This window comes from Peribacillus simplex, assembly GCF_030123325.1.
GTDB classification, from domain to species: Bacteria; Bacillota; Bacilli; order Bacillales; family DSM-1321; genus Peribacillus; species Peribacillus simplex_D.
Genome location: NZ_CP126106.1, coordinates 4,170,246 through 4,187,561, shown reverse-complemented (window position 1 = coordinate 4,187,561; position 17,316 = coordinate 4,170,246). Strand labels below are relative to the sequence as shown.

General features: G+C 43.0%; 21 protein-coding genes and 1 other annotated feature. Of the genes, 18 read left to right on the top strand and 3 right to left on the bottom strand.

Features of this window, described 5'->3' with window-relative positions; all coding sequences use genetic code 11:
- Positions 1-25: 25 nt before the first annotated feature.
- From ytaF to QNH43_RS19770, 16 genes are all read left to right on the top strand, one after another.
- Positions 26-658 carry a sporulation membrane protein YtaF gene (gene ytaF / locus QNH43_RS19845; protein WP_076364778.1) on the top strand — a complete coding sequence of 211 codons (633 nt, stop codon included), beginning with the start codon at positions 26-28 and terminating at the stop codon, positions 656-658.
- A gap of 24 nt (positions 659-682) precedes the next feature.
- Positions 683-1,282, top strand: a complete 600-nt coding sequence (gene coaE / locus QNH43_RS19840; RefSeq protein ID WP_283915361.1) for a dephospho-CoA kinase — start codon at positions 683-685, stop codon at positions 1,280-1,282.
- A 159-nt stretch (positions 1,283-1,441) separates the two neighbouring features.
- Positions 1,442-2,479, top strand: a complete 1,038-nt coding sequence (locus tag QNH43_RS19835) for a glyceraldehyde-3-phosphate dehydrogenase (RefSeq protein ID WP_283915360.1) — start codon at positions 1,442-1,444, stop codon at positions 2,477-2,479.
- 355 nt (positions 2,480-2,834) lie between these two features.
- The gene (speD, locus tag QNH43_RS19830) at positions 2,835-3,215 is read left to right on the top strand and encodes an adenosylmethionine decarboxylase (protein ID WP_034311443.1); all 381 of its coding nucleotides are present in this window, start codon (positions 2,835-2,837) and stop codon (positions 3,213-3,215) included.
- A 270-nt stretch (positions 3,216-3,485) separates the two neighbouring features.
- Positions 3,486-3,947 carry a transcriptional regulator NrdR gene (nrdR, locus tag QNH43_RS19825; RefSeq protein ID WP_057911467.1) on the top strand — a complete coding sequence of 154 codons (462 nt, stop codon included), beginning with the start codon at positions 3,486-3,488 and terminating at the stop codon, positions 3,945-3,947.
- A 64-nt stretch (positions 3,948-4,011) separates the two neighbouring features.
- Entirely contained in the window at positions 4,012-5,424 is a 1,413-nt protein-coding gene (locus tag QNH43_RS19820) for a replication initiation and membrane attachment family protein (protein WP_260320610.1), read from the top strand.
- Positions 5,411-6,349 (top strand): primosomal protein DnaI, encoded by a 939-nt coding sequence (dnaI, locus tag QNH43_RS19815; RefSeq protein WP_230303450.1) that lies wholly within the window; start codon positions 5,411-5,413, stop codon positions 6,347-6,349. Before QNH43_RS19820 ends, dnaI begins: the two co-directional genes overlap by 14 nt.
- A 120-nt stretch (positions 6,350-6,469) precedes the next feature.
- The gene (gene ytxC / locus QNH43_RS19810) at positions 6,470-7,330 is read left to right on the top strand and encodes a sporulation protein YtxC (RefSeq protein ID WP_283915359.1); all 861 of its coding nucleotides are present in this window, start codon (positions 6,470-6,472) and stop codon (positions 7,328-7,330) included.
- Between the two features lie 389 nt (positions 7,331-7,719).
- A complete protein-coding gene (gene thrS / locus QNH43_RS19805) occupies positions 7,720-9,651 on the top strand; it encodes a threonine--tRNA ligase (RefSeq protein ID WP_098369999.1) in 1,932 nt (643 codons plus the stop codon).
- Between the two features lie 106 nt (positions 9,652-9,757).
- Positions 9,758-9,928 (top strand): hypothetical protein, encoded by a 171-nt coding sequence (locus QNH43_RS19800; protein WP_179085987.1) that lies wholly within the window; start codon positions 9,758-9,760, stop codon positions 9,926-9,928.
- Positions 9,929-9,981: 53 nt separating this feature from the next.
- The gene (locus tag QNH43_RS19795) at positions 9,982-10,476 is read left to right on the top strand and encodes a GNAT family N-acetyltransferase (RefSeq protein WP_283915358.1); all 495 of its coding nucleotides are present in this window, start codon (positions 9,982-9,984) and stop codon (positions 10,474-10,476) included.
- 125 nt (positions 10,477-10,601) lie between these two features.
- Positions 10,602-10,738 (top strand) — a sequence feature (ribosomal protein L20 leader region).
- A gap of 98 nt (positions 10,739-10,836) precedes the next feature.
- Positions 10,837-11,337, top strand: coding sequence for a translation initiation factor IF-3 (gene infC, locus QNH43_RS19790; RefSeq protein WP_034309072.1), 501 nt, complete (start codon positions 10,837-10,839; stop codon positions 11,335-11,337).
- Positions 11,338-11,371: 34 nt separating this feature from the next.
- Positions 11,372-11,572: a 50S ribosomal protein L35 gene (gene rpmI / locus QNH43_RS19785; protein WP_034309070.1), complete on the top strand. Its 201-nt coding sequence runs from the start codon at positions 11,372-11,374 to the stop codon at positions 11,570-11,572.
- Between the two features lie 35 nt (positions 11,573-11,607).
- Positions 11,608-11,967 carry a 50S ribosomal protein L20 gene (rplT, locus tag QNH43_RS19780; protein ID WP_034309067.1) on the top strand — a complete coding sequence of 120 codons (360 nt, stop codon included), beginning with the start codon at positions 11,608-11,610 and terminating at the stop codon, positions 11,965-11,967.
- 68 nt (positions 11,968-12,035) lie between these two features.
- Entirely contained in the window at positions 12,036-12,311 is a 276-nt protein-coding gene (locus QNH43_RS19775; protein WP_283915357.1) for a DUF1294 domain-containing protein, read from the top strand.
- Between the two features lie 60 nt (positions 12,312-12,371).
- On the top strand, positions 12,372-12,941 hold the full coding sequence (locus tag QNH43_RS19770) for a TVP38/TMEM64 family protein (RefSeq protein ID WP_283915356.1): 570 nt from the start codon (positions 12,372-12,374) through the stop codon (positions 12,939-12,941).
- Positions 12,942-12,994: 53 nt separating this feature from the next.
- Here the strand turns inward: QNH43_RS19770 and QNH43_RS19765 are convergent, their stop codons facing one another.
- Positions 12,995-13,375: a sigma-w pathway protein ysdB gene (locus QNH43_RS19765; protein ID WP_076364798.1), complete on the bottom strand. Its 381-nt coding sequence runs from the start codon at positions 13,373-13,375 to the stop codon at positions 12,995-12,997.
- 109 nt (positions 13,376-13,484) lie between these two features.
- On the opposite strand from QNH43_RS19765, the gene QNH43_RS19760 reads away from it, so the two are divergent.
- Both QNH43_RS19760 and QNH43_RS19755 read left to right on the top strand, forming a co-directional pair.
- Positions 13,485-13,973, top strand: coding sequence for a dUTP diphosphatase (locus tag QNH43_RS19760; RefSeq protein ID WP_283915355.1), 489 nt, complete (start codon positions 13,485-13,487; stop codon positions 13,971-13,973).
- 64 nt (positions 13,974-14,037) lie between these two features.
- Positions 14,038-15,123, top strand: coding sequence for a M42 family metallopeptidase (locus QNH43_RS19755; RefSeq protein ID WP_076364802.1), 1,086 nt, complete (start codon positions 14,038-14,040; stop codon positions 15,121-15,123).
- 61 nt (positions 15,124-15,184) lie between these two features.
- Here QNH43_RS19755 and QNH43_RS19750 read toward each other — a convergent pair whose 3' ends face one another.
- Positions 15,185-15,889, bottom strand: coding sequence for a LutC/YkgG family protein (locus QNH43_RS19750; RefSeq protein ID WP_283918402.1), 705 nt, complete (start codon positions 15,887-15,889; stop codon positions 15,185-15,187).
- Complete coding sequence (locus tag QNH43_RS19745) at positions 15,883-17,313, bottom strand: LutB/LldF family L-lactate oxidation iron-sulfur protein (protein WP_283915354.1); 1,431 nt, start codon at positions 17,311-17,313, stop codon at positions 15,883-15,885. Before QNH43_RS19745 ends, QNH43_RS19750 begins: the two co-directional genes overlap by 7 nt.
- Positions 17,314-17,316: the final 3 nt, after the last annotated feature.

Genomic DNA, 17,316 nt, shown 5'->3' with positions numbered 1-17,316 from the left:
CGAGTAGGGAAGGAGTATTATTCCGATGTGGCTACAAATTATTTTTCTCGCATTTGCAGTTAGTATTGACGGATTTGGCGTAGGTTTGACATTCGGTATGCGGAAGATGAAAATCCCCTTAAGGTCAATAGCGGTCATCTCAATTTGTTCTGCATTGAGTTTAGGTATTGCGATGGTCATCGGACAATTCATCAGTCAGCTCATATCGATCGGGGCGGCTGAAAAAACGGGTGGCATCATCCTCATTTTCCTAGGTGCCTGGATGGTATACCAGTATTTTAAGCCTGAAAAAGATTTGAAAGATGATAGATATCATGAAAAGATCATCTTTAATTTTGAAATTAAATCACTTGGGGTAGTCATTAATATTTTACAAAAACCATTGAATGCCGATTTTGATAAATCAGGTACGATTACGGGCGTTGAAGCGCTTGTTCTGGGGTTTGCACTTTCGCTGGATGCGTTCGGGGCCGGAGTTGGAGCGGCTATGATCGGCATTTCACCGATTATCCTGGCAGGGTGCATCGCTGTTATGAGTTCAATTTTCATTTGGAGCGGAATTCAAAGCGGGAAATTGCTTTCAAATAATAAAGTTGTCCAGCATTTGACCTTTCTTCCAGGTGTACTATTGATTATCATCGGTATATTCAAGTTATGATACATGGTTAAAAGGGGGAGCCTTATGGGACAAATCATTGGAATCACAGGAGGCATCGCCAGTGGGAAAAGCACCGTCAGCCTTTATTTACAGGAACTCGGATTCACGATTGTCGATGCAGATCTGGCTTCCCGTGCTGTCGTTGAGCCAGGTGAAGAAGCCTATCATCAAGTTGTGGAGGCATTTGGTGATGAGATCTTATTGCCGGATGGGAATATAGATCGCGCAAAGCTCGGGTCGATCATATTCAATGATCAGGAAAAGAGATTGCTATTGAATGGCATCGTGCATCCTGCCGTCAGGAATTGGATGCGCTTCAAAACGGAAGAGGCACTATCATCAGGGGAAGAAACGGTGTTCATGGATATTCCGCTCCTATTCGAAAGTAAGCTGACATTCATGGTGGAAAAGACGCTTTTGATCTATGTAGATGAGCAAGTCCAATTGCAGCGATTAATGAACAGGAATGGTCTTTCGGAGACGGAGGCACTTGCCAGGATCCATTCGCAAATGCCCCTGGCCGATAAAAGGGCTTTAGCGGATGCCGTCATCGACAATAATGGGAACATTAATGAAACGAAGAGGCAAGTGAAGACCATACTTAGCGAATGGCATGTCATATAATTATGATAAAAAGAAGAAACCAGCCGGTTTCTTCTTTTTATGTTGAAAAAATAAGTACAATCCGCATTTTTATTAGCACAATTCCTTTGAATTATGTTATACTAATTACATGTGAAGGGTAATAAGTATAACATTAATATTTTCTGGAGGGTCCGAACAATGAATTCAAGAATAGCGATTAACGGGTTTGGGAGAATTGGAAGAATGGTTTTCCGAAAGGCCATATTAGATGAGAGTTTGGACATTGTTGCCATTAATGCAAGCTATCCAGCTGAAACTTTAGCACACTTACTAAAATATGATACGATACATGGTAAATTCGACGGTATCATTATTGCGGAAGATGATTCACTAATAGTGAATGGCCGCCGAGTAAAACTAATAAATAACCGCGATCCAAAGCTATTGCCTTGGAAAGAGTTGAACATAGATATTGTAATTGAAGCCACGGGCAAATTCAATGATCGTTCTAAAGCTGCTCTTCATTTAGATGCAGGAGCAAAAAGAGTTATTTTATCAGCGCCGGGTAAAAATGAAGACGTTACCATTGTAATGGGTGTAAATGAGGAAGTTCTGGAAATCGACAAGCATTTCGTCATATCCAATGCATCTTGTACAACCAACTGTCTTGGACCGGTTGCAAAAGTGCTTGATGAAAAATTCGGCATAAACAACGGTTTAATGACAACGATACATTCTTATACAAATGATCAAAATAATATCGATAACCCGCACAAAGACTTAAGACGTGCCCGTGCCGCTGCGGAAAGCATGATTCCTACGACTACAGGAGCTGCAAAAGCCATCTCACTAGTGTTGCCGCAATTAAAAGGCAAGCTTCATGGAATGGCGATCCGCGTACCGACACCTAACGTATCTCTAGTCGATCTTGTTGTGGATTTAAACCGTGATGTCACGATTGATGAAGTGAACCAAGCCTTCATCGATGCTTCAGAAAATGAACTCAAAGGAATTATGGAATTCACGATGGAACCTTTAGTTTCCAGTGATTTCAAAACGAATCCTCACTCTGCAATCATCGATGGTTTGACGACGATGATGATTGGGGACAGGAAAGTGAAAGTCCTTGCATGGTATGATAACGAGTGGGGTTACTCCAACCGGGTAGTGGACCTTGTGAAATTGGTGGGATCCGAGTTGAAAAAAACTTCCGAAGTCGAACTATCAATAAAATAATGAAAAAAATCGAGCCTGCTAAAATTTTTTAGCGGGCTATTTTTAATGCAGTGATCCAGCAATTCCTCGCTGCTTTAAGGCGCTGATAAACCCGAAAACAGAAATTTCCCCACATTGGAACCTTCCCTATATCCCTATTACATATAAAGTTTATCTTTCCAAAATTTCAATTTGGAGTTGCAAAAAAAATTCAAACCATATATACTATGAATCGTGAACTTCTTCAAAAGCGGTTTGCATGATGGCTACTTAAAGGGTTAGGACCTCTTTGGACTAACTTTCCCCCGTGGTAGTTATCAGAACTTATTTTTAAATCATGGTAAGGGGGAAGCTTAATATGGAAACAGCTTACACTATGGAAACAATGGGTAGACATGTCATTTCTGAACTTTGGGGTTGTGACTTTGAAAAACTGAACAATATCGATTTAATTGAAAAGATTTTTGTTGATGCTGCTTTGAAATCAGGTGCAGAGGTACGGGAAGTTGCCTTTCACAAATTTGCTCCACAAGGGGTCAGCGGGGTTGTCATCATTTCTGAATCGCACTTGACGATTCACAGTTTTCCAGAACACGGCTATGCGAGCATCGATGTCTATACATGCGGTAACTTGGATCCGAATATTGCGGCAGATTATATTGCAGAAGCTTTGAATGCGCAAACACGTGAAAACATAGAATTACCGCGTGGATTAGGTCCTGTACAAATGAAAAAAGCCAATATAAGTGCCCTATAAAAAACACGTATACACAGAGATGCCATGGGTGCATCTCTTTTTTAATGCAATGAATCGGCAGCCTGCTTCACTTTATAGCTAAGGATTTCCTTGCAGCCCAAAGACCTTGACAACGGTGCTCCAAGGGCAGAACAAAAAGTGCCTGCTGCTGGAAGTTACACTTTTTACTTGTACTGGCCGTTCCTTTTAATATAAGATTAAGATAGAGAAGTAAATCCTTGGGGAACATTTAGATAGGGGAGTCCTACATAAAATACGGAGCTGATAATGATGAAATGCCCATCATGTCAATATAACGGAACAAGAGTGCTCGATTCCAGGCCAGTCGATGAAAGTAAATCGATTCGACGACGCCGTGAATGTGAGGCATGTGGTTTTCGATTCACGACATTTGAAAAGGTGGAGGAAACACCGCTCATTGTAGTGAAAAAGGGCGGGACACGGGAAGAGTTCAGTCGTGATAAAATCCTGCGTGGCTTAATCAGGGCTTGCGAAAAACGCCCGGTTCCCTTGAAGGAACTAGAGCAAATTACCAGTTATGTAGAAAAAGAACTGCGCAACCAGGGCATATCGGAAGTGAAAAGCGACAATGTCGGAGAAATGGTGATGGACAAGCTGGCGGAAGTCGATGAGGTTGCCTATGTAAGGTTCGCATCCGTCTATCGACAATTTAAAGATATCAATGTCTTTATCGATGAATTGAAAGATTTAATAAATAAAGAAAGAAAGTAGAGCTGAAGATTCACTTTGGCTCTTTTTTCACTACATCTTTTGAAAGGTTTGAATGGAGATGTCAATGCATTGGCAAGAATTGCTCCCAGCGGATTCATATTTGGTCTCATCTGCGGGGCTGCTTCATGATTATGATCGGAAAATACTTACCCGACTATATCAACCTCTTATTGGACCTATCTGCATTAGCCTATATATGACGTTATGGAGTGAGCTGGAGGAAAACAGGCTATGGTCGGAAACCTCCTCACATTATCAATTAATGAATACCATCGGCCTTAAGTTAGGTGATATTTACGAAGCACGCCTTTTACTTGAAGGAATTGGTCTGTTGAATGTATATAAGAAATCGAAAAATGAAACGAAGGAATTCATCTATGAGTTAAACCCGCCGCTTTCCCCCCAGCAGTTTTTCACGGATGGAATGCTGAATATTTACTTATACAAAAAAGTCGGCAAAGCACAGTTCAACCGGTTAAAGAGATTCTTTTGTGATGATCATATCTTAACCGATCAATATGAAGGTGTGACTAAATCTTTTGCGGAAGTATTCTCATCAGATCATTTGGACTCTTTATATGTAACGGATGAAGCGAAAAACGAATGGAAACCGATGCCTGAACAGCAATTCATCGATCGGACGGAAGGCGTCGAGCCATCGGGGTTTGACGACTTATTTGATTTTGACCTTTTATTATCCGGGATGAAATCATCGATCGTACCGAAAAAGGCCTTTACTCCGAAAATAAAAAGTACGATCGCCAAACTTGCTTTTTTATATGGCATTGATCCGCTGGAAATGCAAAAACTAGTAATGGATGCCGTTTCATTGGATGATGAGATCGATGAGGAAGTGCTCAGAAAGGCGGCAAGGGACTGGTATCAGATCGAACGGCAGGCAGATATGCCTTCCCTGGTCAATCGGGTGCAGCCGATTCGTGAACGGACACAAAAAGAAGAACCGAAAACACAGGAACAAGAGTTAATCCGTCATTTGGAGACGATCTCCCCAAGGGAGCGGCTAATGCAATTGTCAGGCGGTGCAGAGCCATCAAGCGGTGATTTGAAAGTGGTTGAGGGCGTGATGATCAATCAAAAGCTGAATCCGGGTGTCGTCAATGTCTTGATTGAATACGTCATGCTCAAAACGGATATGAAGTTCACCAAGGGCTATGTGGAAAAGCTGGCAGGCCATTGGGCACGGCTGAAGGTCTCTACGGTCGTCGAGGCGATGGAACTGGCTAAAAATGAACATAGGAAATATCAGGACTGGGCTCAAGGAAGCAGGAATGCTGCGAAGGGCAGCCGGAAAAAGGCGATACGGGAAGAAGTGGTTCCGGAGTGGCTTGAGAAAAAAGAAGAAGCACAGCAGGAGCAGAATGCAGATCAGCCGGAATTGAATGCCCAGAAACGCGAGCTTCAAGAGAAATGGAAGCTGTGGAAAGCAGGAGGTGAAATGAACGATGGAAAAGATTAATAGATCCCTTAATAAATTGGCCAATACAAACCAATTTCAACAGCGTTATGAAAAGCTGAAACAGGAGATTTTTGAAGACGAACAAGTGCGGTTATTTTTGAATGCCAACAGTTCGACGGTCACGAAGGAAATGATTGATAAAAACTTGGGGAAGCTTTATGAGTTCACTTCACAAAGCAATAAATGTGATAAATGTCCAAGCTTGAATGGCTGCATCAATATGATGCAAGGGTATTATCCCAAATTGGTGGTTCAAGGGAAGGCCCTGAACCTGAATTATGAAATCTGTCCGCGGAAATTGGCAGAGGATGAAAAGCGGAAACGGGAAAAATTGATCCGCAGCCTGTATGTACCGAAGGATATTTTAAAGGCGACCATTGAGGACTTTACGCAAACGGATAATGAAAACAAACGCTTGGGTGTTTTAAGTAAGGCGATGTCGTTCATCATGGAATATGAGCCAGGTAAAATGCAAAAAGGCTTATTTATATATGGGAAATTCGGTGTTGGGAAAACGTACTTATTAGGTGCGATTGCCAATGAACTCGCAGAAAGGCAAATTTCTTCCCTTATTGTCTATGTCCCTGACTACTTGCGGGAACTTAAGGGATCGATAGGTGATAATACGGTCAATGAAAAAATTGAGATGGTGAAAACGGCACCTGTCCTCATGCTGGATGATATTGGAGCGGAGTCCATGACGAGCTGGGGACGCGATGAGGTTTTTGGACCGATTTTGCAATTTAGGATGCTGGAAAACTTGCCGACGTTTTTCACTTCGAATTTTGACCTGAATGGCCTGGAGAACCACCTAACCTTTTCACAGCGTGGAGAGAAGGAAGAAGTGAAGGCGGCCAGGATAATGGAAAGAATTCAATATTTAGCGGAGCCGGTCAAGCTGGATGGCGTGAATCGGAGAAGATGAAGGAAAGTGGTCTCTTAATGGAGGTCACTTTTTTCTTTTACAAGGCCCATCCTACTTCTAAACATGTCCCCATCCCCATATACATGAACAAAGAGGCAAGGGGGAAGGGGGGATGTCGTAGTGCAAATTTCGTTTCAAAACGATTCAGAGGCATTGAAGTTACTGAATTTCGTTTCTGCCCATCCACTCGGGGCAGAACTTCAAGCATACATTCGATTTCTTCCGCAACATGGCATGCATGTGGATATGACGAAGTCTTCAGGTGATAAATGGCTAATTCTGCTTCGTGATGCATTTCATTCTTTTTTATTGGAAGAAAAGACGCTTCCTGTTCTGGAGCAAATAATAGTCGGTAAATTTTTTTATAGGGAACGGGAAGAAATTGAAGCCATCATTGAAATTGCATCATCGATCATCGAGGTGGAAAGAGCCAGGAATCAAGAAGGAGCATTCAGTACGGAGAAACGATTGATTGAGGAAGGGCTTCAAAGCATCTTGGCTGGAAAGGTATCTTTTTCATTCGATTCTTTTACGACCTTCCGTTTAAAATCATTTCAGCACACTTTGGAAAAGTATGTCCTTAAGGCGATTGATGAATACAAGCTGGAGCAGGACTATCAAAATTTCATTGCCACTCTCCGTGATTGCCTTCATGGGCAGGAGTCGAAATTAAGAAAGCTTCACCTGGTCAACCGGGATGGTTTTCATTTCTATGATCAAAAATTCAGCAAACTCGACCGTCCAAAAATCAATAGTATGATCGACAGGAGGCTTCTTGCCAAAAGTTCACTTTTTCTCGATACGGTGATACTTGCCCCGCTTTTATCGATTGCTCCCGAAAACTTGTGCATCTATACCGATGACAAGGAAGAGGGGTTGATCCAGACCATTTCAAGGATTTTCGAAGAACGGGCGACCATCTTGCCACTTTCGTCATTTTCAATGCATTTGAATGACCTTTCGTGGAAAAATGAAAATTAACCTTGATTTTCACCGTATAACAAATTATAATTTCCTACATACTATTAAAAAACTAAAAGTTATGATGAGGACAAGGGTATTCTAGTCGCCGATTATCAGAGAGGGGAGCCAACAGGCTGTAAGCTTCCTATTCGCATGGAACACTTACCACCTTTAAACTTCGGCTCGGAAAGCAGGCATTCTGCGAATATGAGCTGACGGGAAGCTGCCGTTACCAAGTCACAAGTGCCATTTTGCCGTGAAAAGCAAGCTGGAACGAGGGTGGAACCGCGGGTTAATGATATTTATTACTAAGCTCGTCCCTGTTTTATACAGGGGCGGGCTTTTTTGTGTTGTAATGGAATCAAAAACCTGTAATTTGTTCGAACAATAAGAAGGAGTGAAACTGAATGTCAGAATTACTGAAAATATCTTTTCCTGACGGAGCGGTTAAGGAATTTGCTAAAGGCACAACAACTGAAGACATCGCTGCATCCATCAGTCCTGGTTTAAGGAAAAAATCCATTGCCGGAAAATTCAATGGTGAATTATATGATTTGAAACGTCCGATTGAACAAGATGGTACAATCGAAATCGTCACACAGGACGCAGCGGATGCTCTTGAAGTATTGCGTCACAGTACAGCACACTTGATGGCACAAGCGATCAAACGTTTGTACAAAAACGCCAAATTCGGCGTAGGTCCGGTCATCGAGGGCGGCTTTTACTATGATATGGATCTGGAGGAATCATTGACTCCCGAAGACCTTCCATTGATTGAAAAAGAAATGAAGAAAATCGTCAACGAAAACTTGGAAATTTCCCGCATCGAAGTGAGTCGTGATGAAGCGATTTCCCGTTTTAAGGAAATCGGCGATGAGTATAAATTGGAATTGATCGATGCGATTCCTGCCGATCAGCAGGTAACGCTTTATGAGCAAGGTGAATTCTTTGACCTTTGCCGAGGAATTCATGTTCCATCAACCGGGAAAATCAAAGAGTTCAAGCTATTGAGCATCGCTGGAGCTTACTGGAGAGGCGATAGCAAAAACAAAATGCTTCAACGGATTTACGGTACGGCTTTCTATAAAAAAGAAGATTTGGCCGAACACCTGCGTTTCCTTGAAGAAGCCAAGGAACGTGACCATCGTAAAATCGGCAAAGAATTGAACTTGTTCATGAGCTCACAGAAAGTGGGACAAGGGCTGCCGATGTGGTTGCCAAAAGGCGCGACCATCCGTCGGACAATCGAAAGATATATCGTGGACAAGGAAGAACGTCTGGGTTATGACCATGTCTACACACCTGTAATGGGAAGCGTGGACCTTTATAAAACATCTGGACACTGGGATCATTACCAGGACGGCATGTTCCCTGTCATGGAGATGGAAAACGAACAGCTTGTCCTGCGTCCGATGAACTGTCCGCATCACATGATGGTCTATAAAAACAGTATCCACAGCTACCGCGAACTGCCAATTCGGATTGCCGAGCTAGGCTTGATGCACCGCTATGAAATGTCAGGTGCCCTTTCAGGCCTTCAGCGTGTACGTGGAATGACATTGAATGATGCGCACATTTTCGTCCGTCCCGACCAAATCAAGGAAGAGTTCAAGCGCGTTGTGAACCTGGTTCTGGAAGTATATAAAGATTTCGATATCAAGGATTATTCATTCCGACTGTCTTATCGCGATCCTCAGGATACAGAGAAATACTTCGATGATGATGACATGTGGGAAAAAGCACAAAGTATGTTAAAAGGCGCCATGGACGAACTTGGCCTGGATTACTTTGAAGCGGAAGGTGAAGCGGCATTCTACGGTCCTAAGCTTGATGTTCAGGTGCGTACTGCCTTAGGGAAAGATGAAACGCTTTCCACTGTCCAGCTTGATTTCTTGCTTCCTGAACGTTTTGATCTTAATTACGTCGGTGAGGACGGCAAGCAGCACCGTCCGGTTGTTATCCATCGCGGCGTCGTTTCCACAATGGAGCGTTTTGTCGCTTACTTGATCGAAGAATACAAGGGGGCATTCCCGACTTGGCTTGCACCTATCCAAGCACAAGTGATCCCGGTCTCACCTGAAGTGCACTTGGATTATGCGAAAGAAGTACAGGAAAAACTTAAAGCGCAAGGCATTCGTGTCGACCTGGATACACGCGACGAAAAAATCGGTTACAAAATCCGTGAAGCGCAAATGCAAAAAATCCCGTACATGCTCGTTGTTGGAGACAATGAGGTCAAAGAAGGCAGCGTGAATGTACGTAAATACGGTGAACAAAAATCCGAAACGATCGCTTTTGAAGATTTCGTTTCAGCTATTAAGGCGGAAGTAAGCCGTTAAAAGCAAAAAGAGGGGCACATATAGTTGTGTCCCTCTTTTTAATTAAGACATGATAAAATGAAACCATCATGTGAAAATATGTACAGCAATGAAAAGGAGGGTCAGCATGAAAAAGAAATTTTCTTATCTATTCGGACCGACATTCCTTGTCATCATCATCTTATTGTTATTGGATGATTATCGACAATATGCCATTGTCCCGGTCCTGCTTTTTTGGATAGTCCTATTTTCCTGGGACACCATCGAGAAAAAGAAAAAGGCGAAGGAAAACTCTTAGCATTTGATCGCTTCGCTCAGTATGGACTGTAACCAAAGGGGGAGTGGGGATAAATGGAGATTAGAAAGGCTTTAAGGAAAGACGCGGATAACCTGGCTGCTCTGTTCAATCATGTCGAAGATTCCGGGTATATGCTGTTCAACCCTGGGGAAAGAAAAGCGACGGGGAAACAAATGGAAAAGCAAATGGAGCAAATCGAAAAAAATCCCCTTTCCGTTTTCTTCGTTGCTGCTAGCGGCCATGAGTTGAATGGTTACCTAATTTTATTGGGCAATCAAATGGGCCGAACGCGGCATTCCGCCAAAATCGTCATCGGCATCAATGAACAGGACAGAGGAAAAGGCATCGGTACGAAGCTATTTCAGAAAATGGAGGAGCATGCACGGACAAACGAAATACGGCGCCTGGAATTGTCCGTGATCGCAAACAACGCCCCTGCGCTTTCCTTATATCGGAAGATGGGTTTTGAAAAGGAAGGAATAAAGCGGGAATCACTGTTTTTTGATGGAAAGTATCATGACGAATATTTTTTGTCCAAATTACTTTAAAAAACGTATTGTCAAATAACTGAATGTCTGATAATATTAATTTTGTTGTGAAAAACGAATAAATTAGCATTTGACAAGTCATCAGTGTTTATGATATATTTCTAAAGTGAATTGAATACGTGTTTGATGAAAAGAAGAAGCACCCGCTTCTCACCTGGTTGACGCAAACAATGCAGTTAACAGGTCATGATTTGATTATTTGGATCTTTCTGAATGAGTCTATCAGTGTGGGTGCAGCATGCATCCACACTTTTTTATTATGATTATATCCTGTAAGCGAGTTGTGAGCGTGACCGAATTTATTCAAATATTCGTATTCGCCAATATCTTTGGAGGTGGCTAACTATTAGTAAAGACGCGATGGTAAACGAGGGCATCCGAGCCCGTGAAGTTCGTCTTATTGACCAAAACGGAGAACAACTTGGAATTAAAACGAAATTCGAAGCATTGGAAATTGCCGCTCGTGTAAATCTTGATCTAGTTTTAGTTGCTGCAAATGCAAAGCCTCCGGTAGCCCGGATCATGGACTACGGAAAACACCGCTTCGAGCAGCAAAAGAAAGACAAGGAAGCACGTAAAAATCAAAAAGTCATCAGTCTGAAAGAGGTTCGTTTGAGCCCGACGATTGAAGAGCATGATTTCAATACGAAGCTTCGCAACGGTATTAAATTCCTTGAAAAAGGCGATAAAGTAAAAGCTTCTATCCGATTCAAAGGACGTGCCATTACGCATAAGGAAATTGGTCAGCGTGTACTCGTTCGTTTTTCTGAAGCATGTAAAGAAGTGGCTACAATCGAGCAACACCCAAAAATGGACGGGCGCAGCATGTTCATTATCTTAGCACCGAAAAACGAAAAGTAATTGTAAAGTAATTTGTAATGAGGAGGAATACCTTATGCCTAAAATGAAAACTCACCGCGGATCTGCTAAACGTTTCAAAAAGACTGGATCCGGCAAACTTAAGCGTTCTAACGCTTACACAAGCCATTTATTTGCTAACAAATCTACTAAGCAAAAGCGTAAGCTTCGCAAAGCTAGCCTTGTAAGCAAAGGTGACTTCAAACGTATTCGTCATATGCTAGACAACATTAAATAAGTTCGATTTATCGAGTTAAATAGGAGGGAAATAACATGCCACGTGTAAAAGGCGGTACTGTTACTCGCAAACGTCGTAAAAAGGTAATAAAATTAGCTAAAGGTTACTATGGCGCGAAACATATTCTTTTCAAAGTAGCTAACCAACAAGTAATGAAGTCAGGAAACTATGCTTTCCGTGACCGTCGTCAAAAGAAACGTGATTTCCGCAAACTTTGGATCACTCGTATCAACGCTGCAGCACGCATCAACGGTCTTTCTTACAGCCGTTTAATGCATGGTCTAAAGCTTGCTGGTATCGAAGTGAACCGCAAAATGCTTGCTGATCTTGCTGTTGCTGACGAACAAGCTTTTGCTCAATTAGCAACTGCTGCTAAACAACAATTAGACAAATAAGTCTGACTGATACAGCCACTCTCTTTTCAAGAGGGTGGCTTTTTACATATTTAAAGGAGGGAATGAAAATGCAAGGAGTATGGTTCATTGCTGCTTATATGATCATCACGAACATCATCGGATTTGCTCTAATGGGAATCGACAAGAGGAAAGCGCGTAATGGGGAGTACCGGATCAGCGAGAGGACACTTTGGTTTTGGGCGGTCATAGGCGGAGGGACTGGGTCCTTTTTGGGGATGAAGAAATTCCGCCATAAGACGAAGCATGCCGCTTTTAAGTGGGGCCTGCCCATATTGATGATTCTTCAGATAGCCGTATTGATCAAGATATTCATTCAATTGTAATATGTAGCCCGTATAGTGTATATGCTTGTAGAAGCAGCAAAGAGTAGCTGGAGGGAGAGCATGAATGATAAACTGACACTTGTGATAAGCTACGTTCAATCTGGAAGCGTGTTTGCACCGTTGATTTTTATCACTTTTCATTTATTAAGGCAATTTTTATTCATTCCCGTCATTGTGGTTTGCATGTCTGGCGGAGTATTATTCGGGGCAGCTTTTGGAACCATCTATTCGGTAATCGGTTTGACGTTGTCCAGTATGGCCTTTTATTTCGTGATAGGCAAATTTCCGAAAACAAAGGATAGGCTGCTGCGGCTTAAGAATAAGCTGTTTGGAAATCGAAAGCTAAATAGCCGGCAAATTGCTGTACTGAGGCTAATACCATTCATACACTTTTACTTACTGTCGCTTTGCTTATTAGAGTCCAATAAAGGACTGAAAAATTATTTTTATCTATCCTTCATGACCAATCTCCCTGTAGCATTCGTATACACGGTTTTTGGCCACTATATTGCAGATTTCAGTCCAACGCTGATCGTCATCATTTTATTATCCTTAACCTTATTGATCTATTTATTGAGAGAGAAGCAGACGGTCGTCCCTTGGAAGGAATTTTTTCGTGCAGATGATTAAAATAGAGCCTTGAGTCCATTTTTCTCAAGGCTCTTCATTACGTTTGATTTTTTTCATTTTTGTAAAAACTCCTTAACCGGGCTCTTCCAATCAATGACGGCATCCGGATATTGTTTTTTAATGGCTGCCTCGATTTTTAAGAAGTCATTTCGCTTCAAGCCTTTCAGGCCGGCCATTTTTTTAGGCCATATGAAGATGGAGATGACCTCGAAGGAGCGATCCGTCGTCCCTAGATACTTTTCCCCTTCAAACATCACCCCATTGTACGTCAATAAAAAATTCTTTCGTATATTGGCTGTATCGTCGAGCAGAAAGAACTTTTTCTGTTCATGTGCCAGTTCTAATTTTCTTTTCGGATTAAATAGGTATTTGATGACTGTATATATTAAGAAAATGATGAGAGCCAAAAGAATGAACCGCATGATCAATACCATGGCGCTACCTCCTTAAACAGAGTGATTCCCTTCATTTACGTATGGGTTTTTAATAAGTTTCATTTATTTGATATAATTTAGGGGAAGACGATAGAAAGAAGTGATGAAAATGAACATAGGTAAATTAATGGATATGCAGGCAGCCTTGGACGAGCATATACAATCCAAGCATGATTTGGGTGCTGAAGATTTAGTGGAACGAAAGATACTTGCTCTTTTAGTGGAGCTTGGAGAGCTTGCCAATGAAACTAGATGTTTTAAATTCTGGAGTCTTAAAGGCCCATCTGATAAAGAAACGATTTTGGCTGAATACGTGGATGGCATTCATTTCATTTTATCACTCGGGATCGAACGGGGATTTGTACCGGAAGTTCCATCCGCCCTCAAGGTGGATCAGGAGGATTTGACGCTTCAATTTACGGCTATTTACGGATATATAAGTGAATTTCGCACACAGCTGACAGAGGCATCTTTCCAAAAGGTTTTTGCTGCGTATTTACATTTAGGGGAGTTGCTTGGATTTTCAGCAGTGGATGTGGAAAAAGCATATGTAAGCAAAAATGAAGTGAACTATGAAAGGCAAAAGCAAGGCTACTGATTGTTTATGCAATCGATTATCTGTATAATTATTCTTGTAATGTAAGTTATAGGGAGGTATAAGGATGGCTCAATTGGATGAAACGTTAAGGATGCTTGCTGACTTAACGGATGCTAAAGGAATTGCAGGAAATGAAAGTGAAGTAAGAAAAGTGATGACCGAATACATAACACCATTTGCGGATGAAATATCGACAGATGGCCTGGGAAGTTTGATTGCCAAGAAAACGGGTGATGAAAACGGACCGAAAATCGTCGTTACAGGGCATATGGACGAAGTCGGTTTCATGATCACCCAAATTGATGATAAAGGATTTTTGCGTTTTCAGCCGGTAGGTGGTTGGTGGTCACAGGTAATGCTGGCCCAGCGCGTGACGATCGTTACAAGTAAAGGTGATCTAACTGGGATTATCGGTTCCAAGCCGCCGCATATCCTGTCAGCGGAGGCGCGGAAGAAACCGATTGATATTAAGGATATGTTTATTGATATCGGTGCATCCAGCAAAGAAGAGGTTAAGGAATGGGGCGTCAAGCCAGGGGATATGGTTGTGCCATATTTTGAATTCACGGTCATGAATAATGAAAAGATGCTGCTGGCCAAAGCCTGGGACAATCGAATTGGCTGTGCAATCGCCATTGATGTGCTTAAACAGCTGAAAGACAGCGACCACCCAAATGTAGTTTATGGAATTGGCGCTGTGCAAGAAGAGGTCGGCTTGCGTGGCTCCAAAACATCCACATTCAAAATTCAGCCGGATATCGGTTTTGCCGTCGATGTCGGCATTGCTGGTGATACACCGGGGATTTCCGAAAAAGAAGCGATGAGTAAGATGGGGGAAGGCCCGCAAATCGTCATCTATGACTCATCGATGGTGGCACATAAGGGATTACGCGATTTTGTCACCGACACGGCAGATGAAATGAATATTCCTTATCAATATGAATCGATTCCAGGCGGCGGGACGGATGCCGGCTCCATCCATTTAACGGCAAATGGTGTTCCGGCACTGGCAATCACGATTGCCACACGCTACATTCATTCACACGCAGCAATGCTCCACCGGGATGATTATGAGAATGCGGTTAAGCTCATTGTCGAGGTGATCAAACGCCTCGATCGTGAAGCGGTTGATCGGATCATTTACGAGTAATATGGAAAGTTAAAAAAGGAGAGGCCTAATCAGGTTCCTCTCCTTTTTCTTTTCCTTATTTCTACTTATCTTCGACGATTATATAGACCGCTTTGATGGGACCATGGACGCCGACGACAAGGTCCATTTCGATATCAGCCGAATTGCTCGGCCCTGTTATGAAGTTGATGCAGGAAGGAACGACTTCGCCCCGGGTAACTTTTGAACGGATGGCCGCAGCAGCCTGTGTCATCCGCGGAACGATGGTGCTTTTTGGAATGATGGAAACATGGCAGGAAGGAAGGAAGCTGATGGACCTGCCATGGTCCTTGTCGCTGAACAAGACGACGGTCGCAGATTCTGCTAGTGTCATCTCACTGAATGTGATTCCGATGTTAGCATTTTCTGCTTTTTCGATATTTTCTTTCCCGGCTTGGTGATCCCATATATGGACATCTTTTTCCTTTAAGATACCATCCAATCCATAGTTGGAAAATCGATCGTCCTTAGGGATGATCAAGGGGCCGTTTCCAAGCTCCTCGATCACCTGTTTTAAACAATGCATCACTTGCTTGGAGTCGGTGACGTGAAACTGAGTATGCACCCGTTTACATTGTTCCTCCAATTCCGCGACAAGATCATTTGGTGTCGCATGTTTCAAAACTTCTTTTTGGGGGGCGTGCTTCCATTCCGGAACGGAGATGCCTTCCGTAATAGGAGCCCTTCCCAGGTTTTTGGCTATATTGTTTAAAAAAGTCCCTTCATTATGGATGGTTCCATTCATGATGGTTTCCCTCCTTTTTCCCGATTTTTGAACCAGTCCCGAAAGCTCTCTTTCCCTGGAGCAGGGAACTCGCGGCTTTCTGTCCAAGTTTTGAGTGGTCCCGGTCCTTTCGAGATGATATCCCCCGTTTTAAAAGGAGACATCGCGGATGGGGCCATTTTGGAGCCGAACTTATAAAGCATAGGCGAGGCCGCACCGATTCCAAAGGCTTTCATGGCCATCTTTTCTGAAAATGGCGCCATTTTTTCCTTTTCAACGATGACCTCACGATGCTTCCTCAGTAAATCATGGAGAGGAATCTTGACCGGACAGGCATCAGTACAGGCTGCACAAAGAGTGGAGGCATATGGCAGCTCCTTGAAATCATCATACCCCCCGAGTAAGGGAGACAGCACGGCACCGATTGGACCCGGATATATGGAACCATATGAATGACCGCCAACCTGGCGATAAACCGGGCAGACATTTATACAGGCAGCACATCGAATGCATTGAAGAACGGATTGAAACTCAGTTCCTAAAATGGAGGAGCGTCCATTATCTACGATCACAAGGTGAAATTCCTCGGGTCCGTCTACATCGCCATCATCTCGAGGCCCGGTAAGTGCGGTGATGTAACTGGTCAGCCTTTGGCCTACAGCGCTTCTTGTCAATAAGCTGACAAGGACTTCGAATTCATCGAATGTAGGCACAAGCCGTTCCATTCCCATCACGGTGATTTGCGTTTTTGGGAGGGCCGTGACCAAATCGGCATTTCCTTCATTCGTCACCAAACCGATCGAGCCCGTTTCCGCAATGGCAAAATTACAGCCGGTAATGCCCACATCGGCGCTTAAGAAATCTTTCCGCAGAATGCCCCGCACATGGGCGGTAAGCTCTTCCGGTTTTTCGGTTTGCGTATATGCAAGCTTTTCTTTAAAAACATCCCTAATCTGCTCCTTATTTTTATGGAGAGCAGGTGCGACGATATGGGAAGGGGGATCATGATCATCCACTTGTAAAATGTATTCCCCAAGGTCCGTTTCAACGACATCAAGGCCAACTGCTTCAAGAGTTGCATTCAAATTGATCTCTTCCGTGACCATCGATTTGGATTTCACGACTTTTTTGGCGTTCTTTTTTACAATGACATCCTTGATGTATCCGCTTGCTTCTTCAGCGGTTTCAGCGAAGAAGACATGACCGCCCCTTTTCGAAACGTTTTCTGCAAGCTGGTGCAAATAGAAATCAAGATTACTAAGCACATGCTGCCGAATTTCTTCCCCAAGGGAACGCCAATCCTCCCAGCTTCCCAATTCATCAACGGCAGTCAGTCGCCGTCCGTGTAATCGTTCTTGGGCACTCGATACGGCCAATCGCATAAAATCATTATGTATTCCTTCATCCACCCGGTCTTTAAACTTGGCAGAGCTGGTTTTCATAGCCATTAG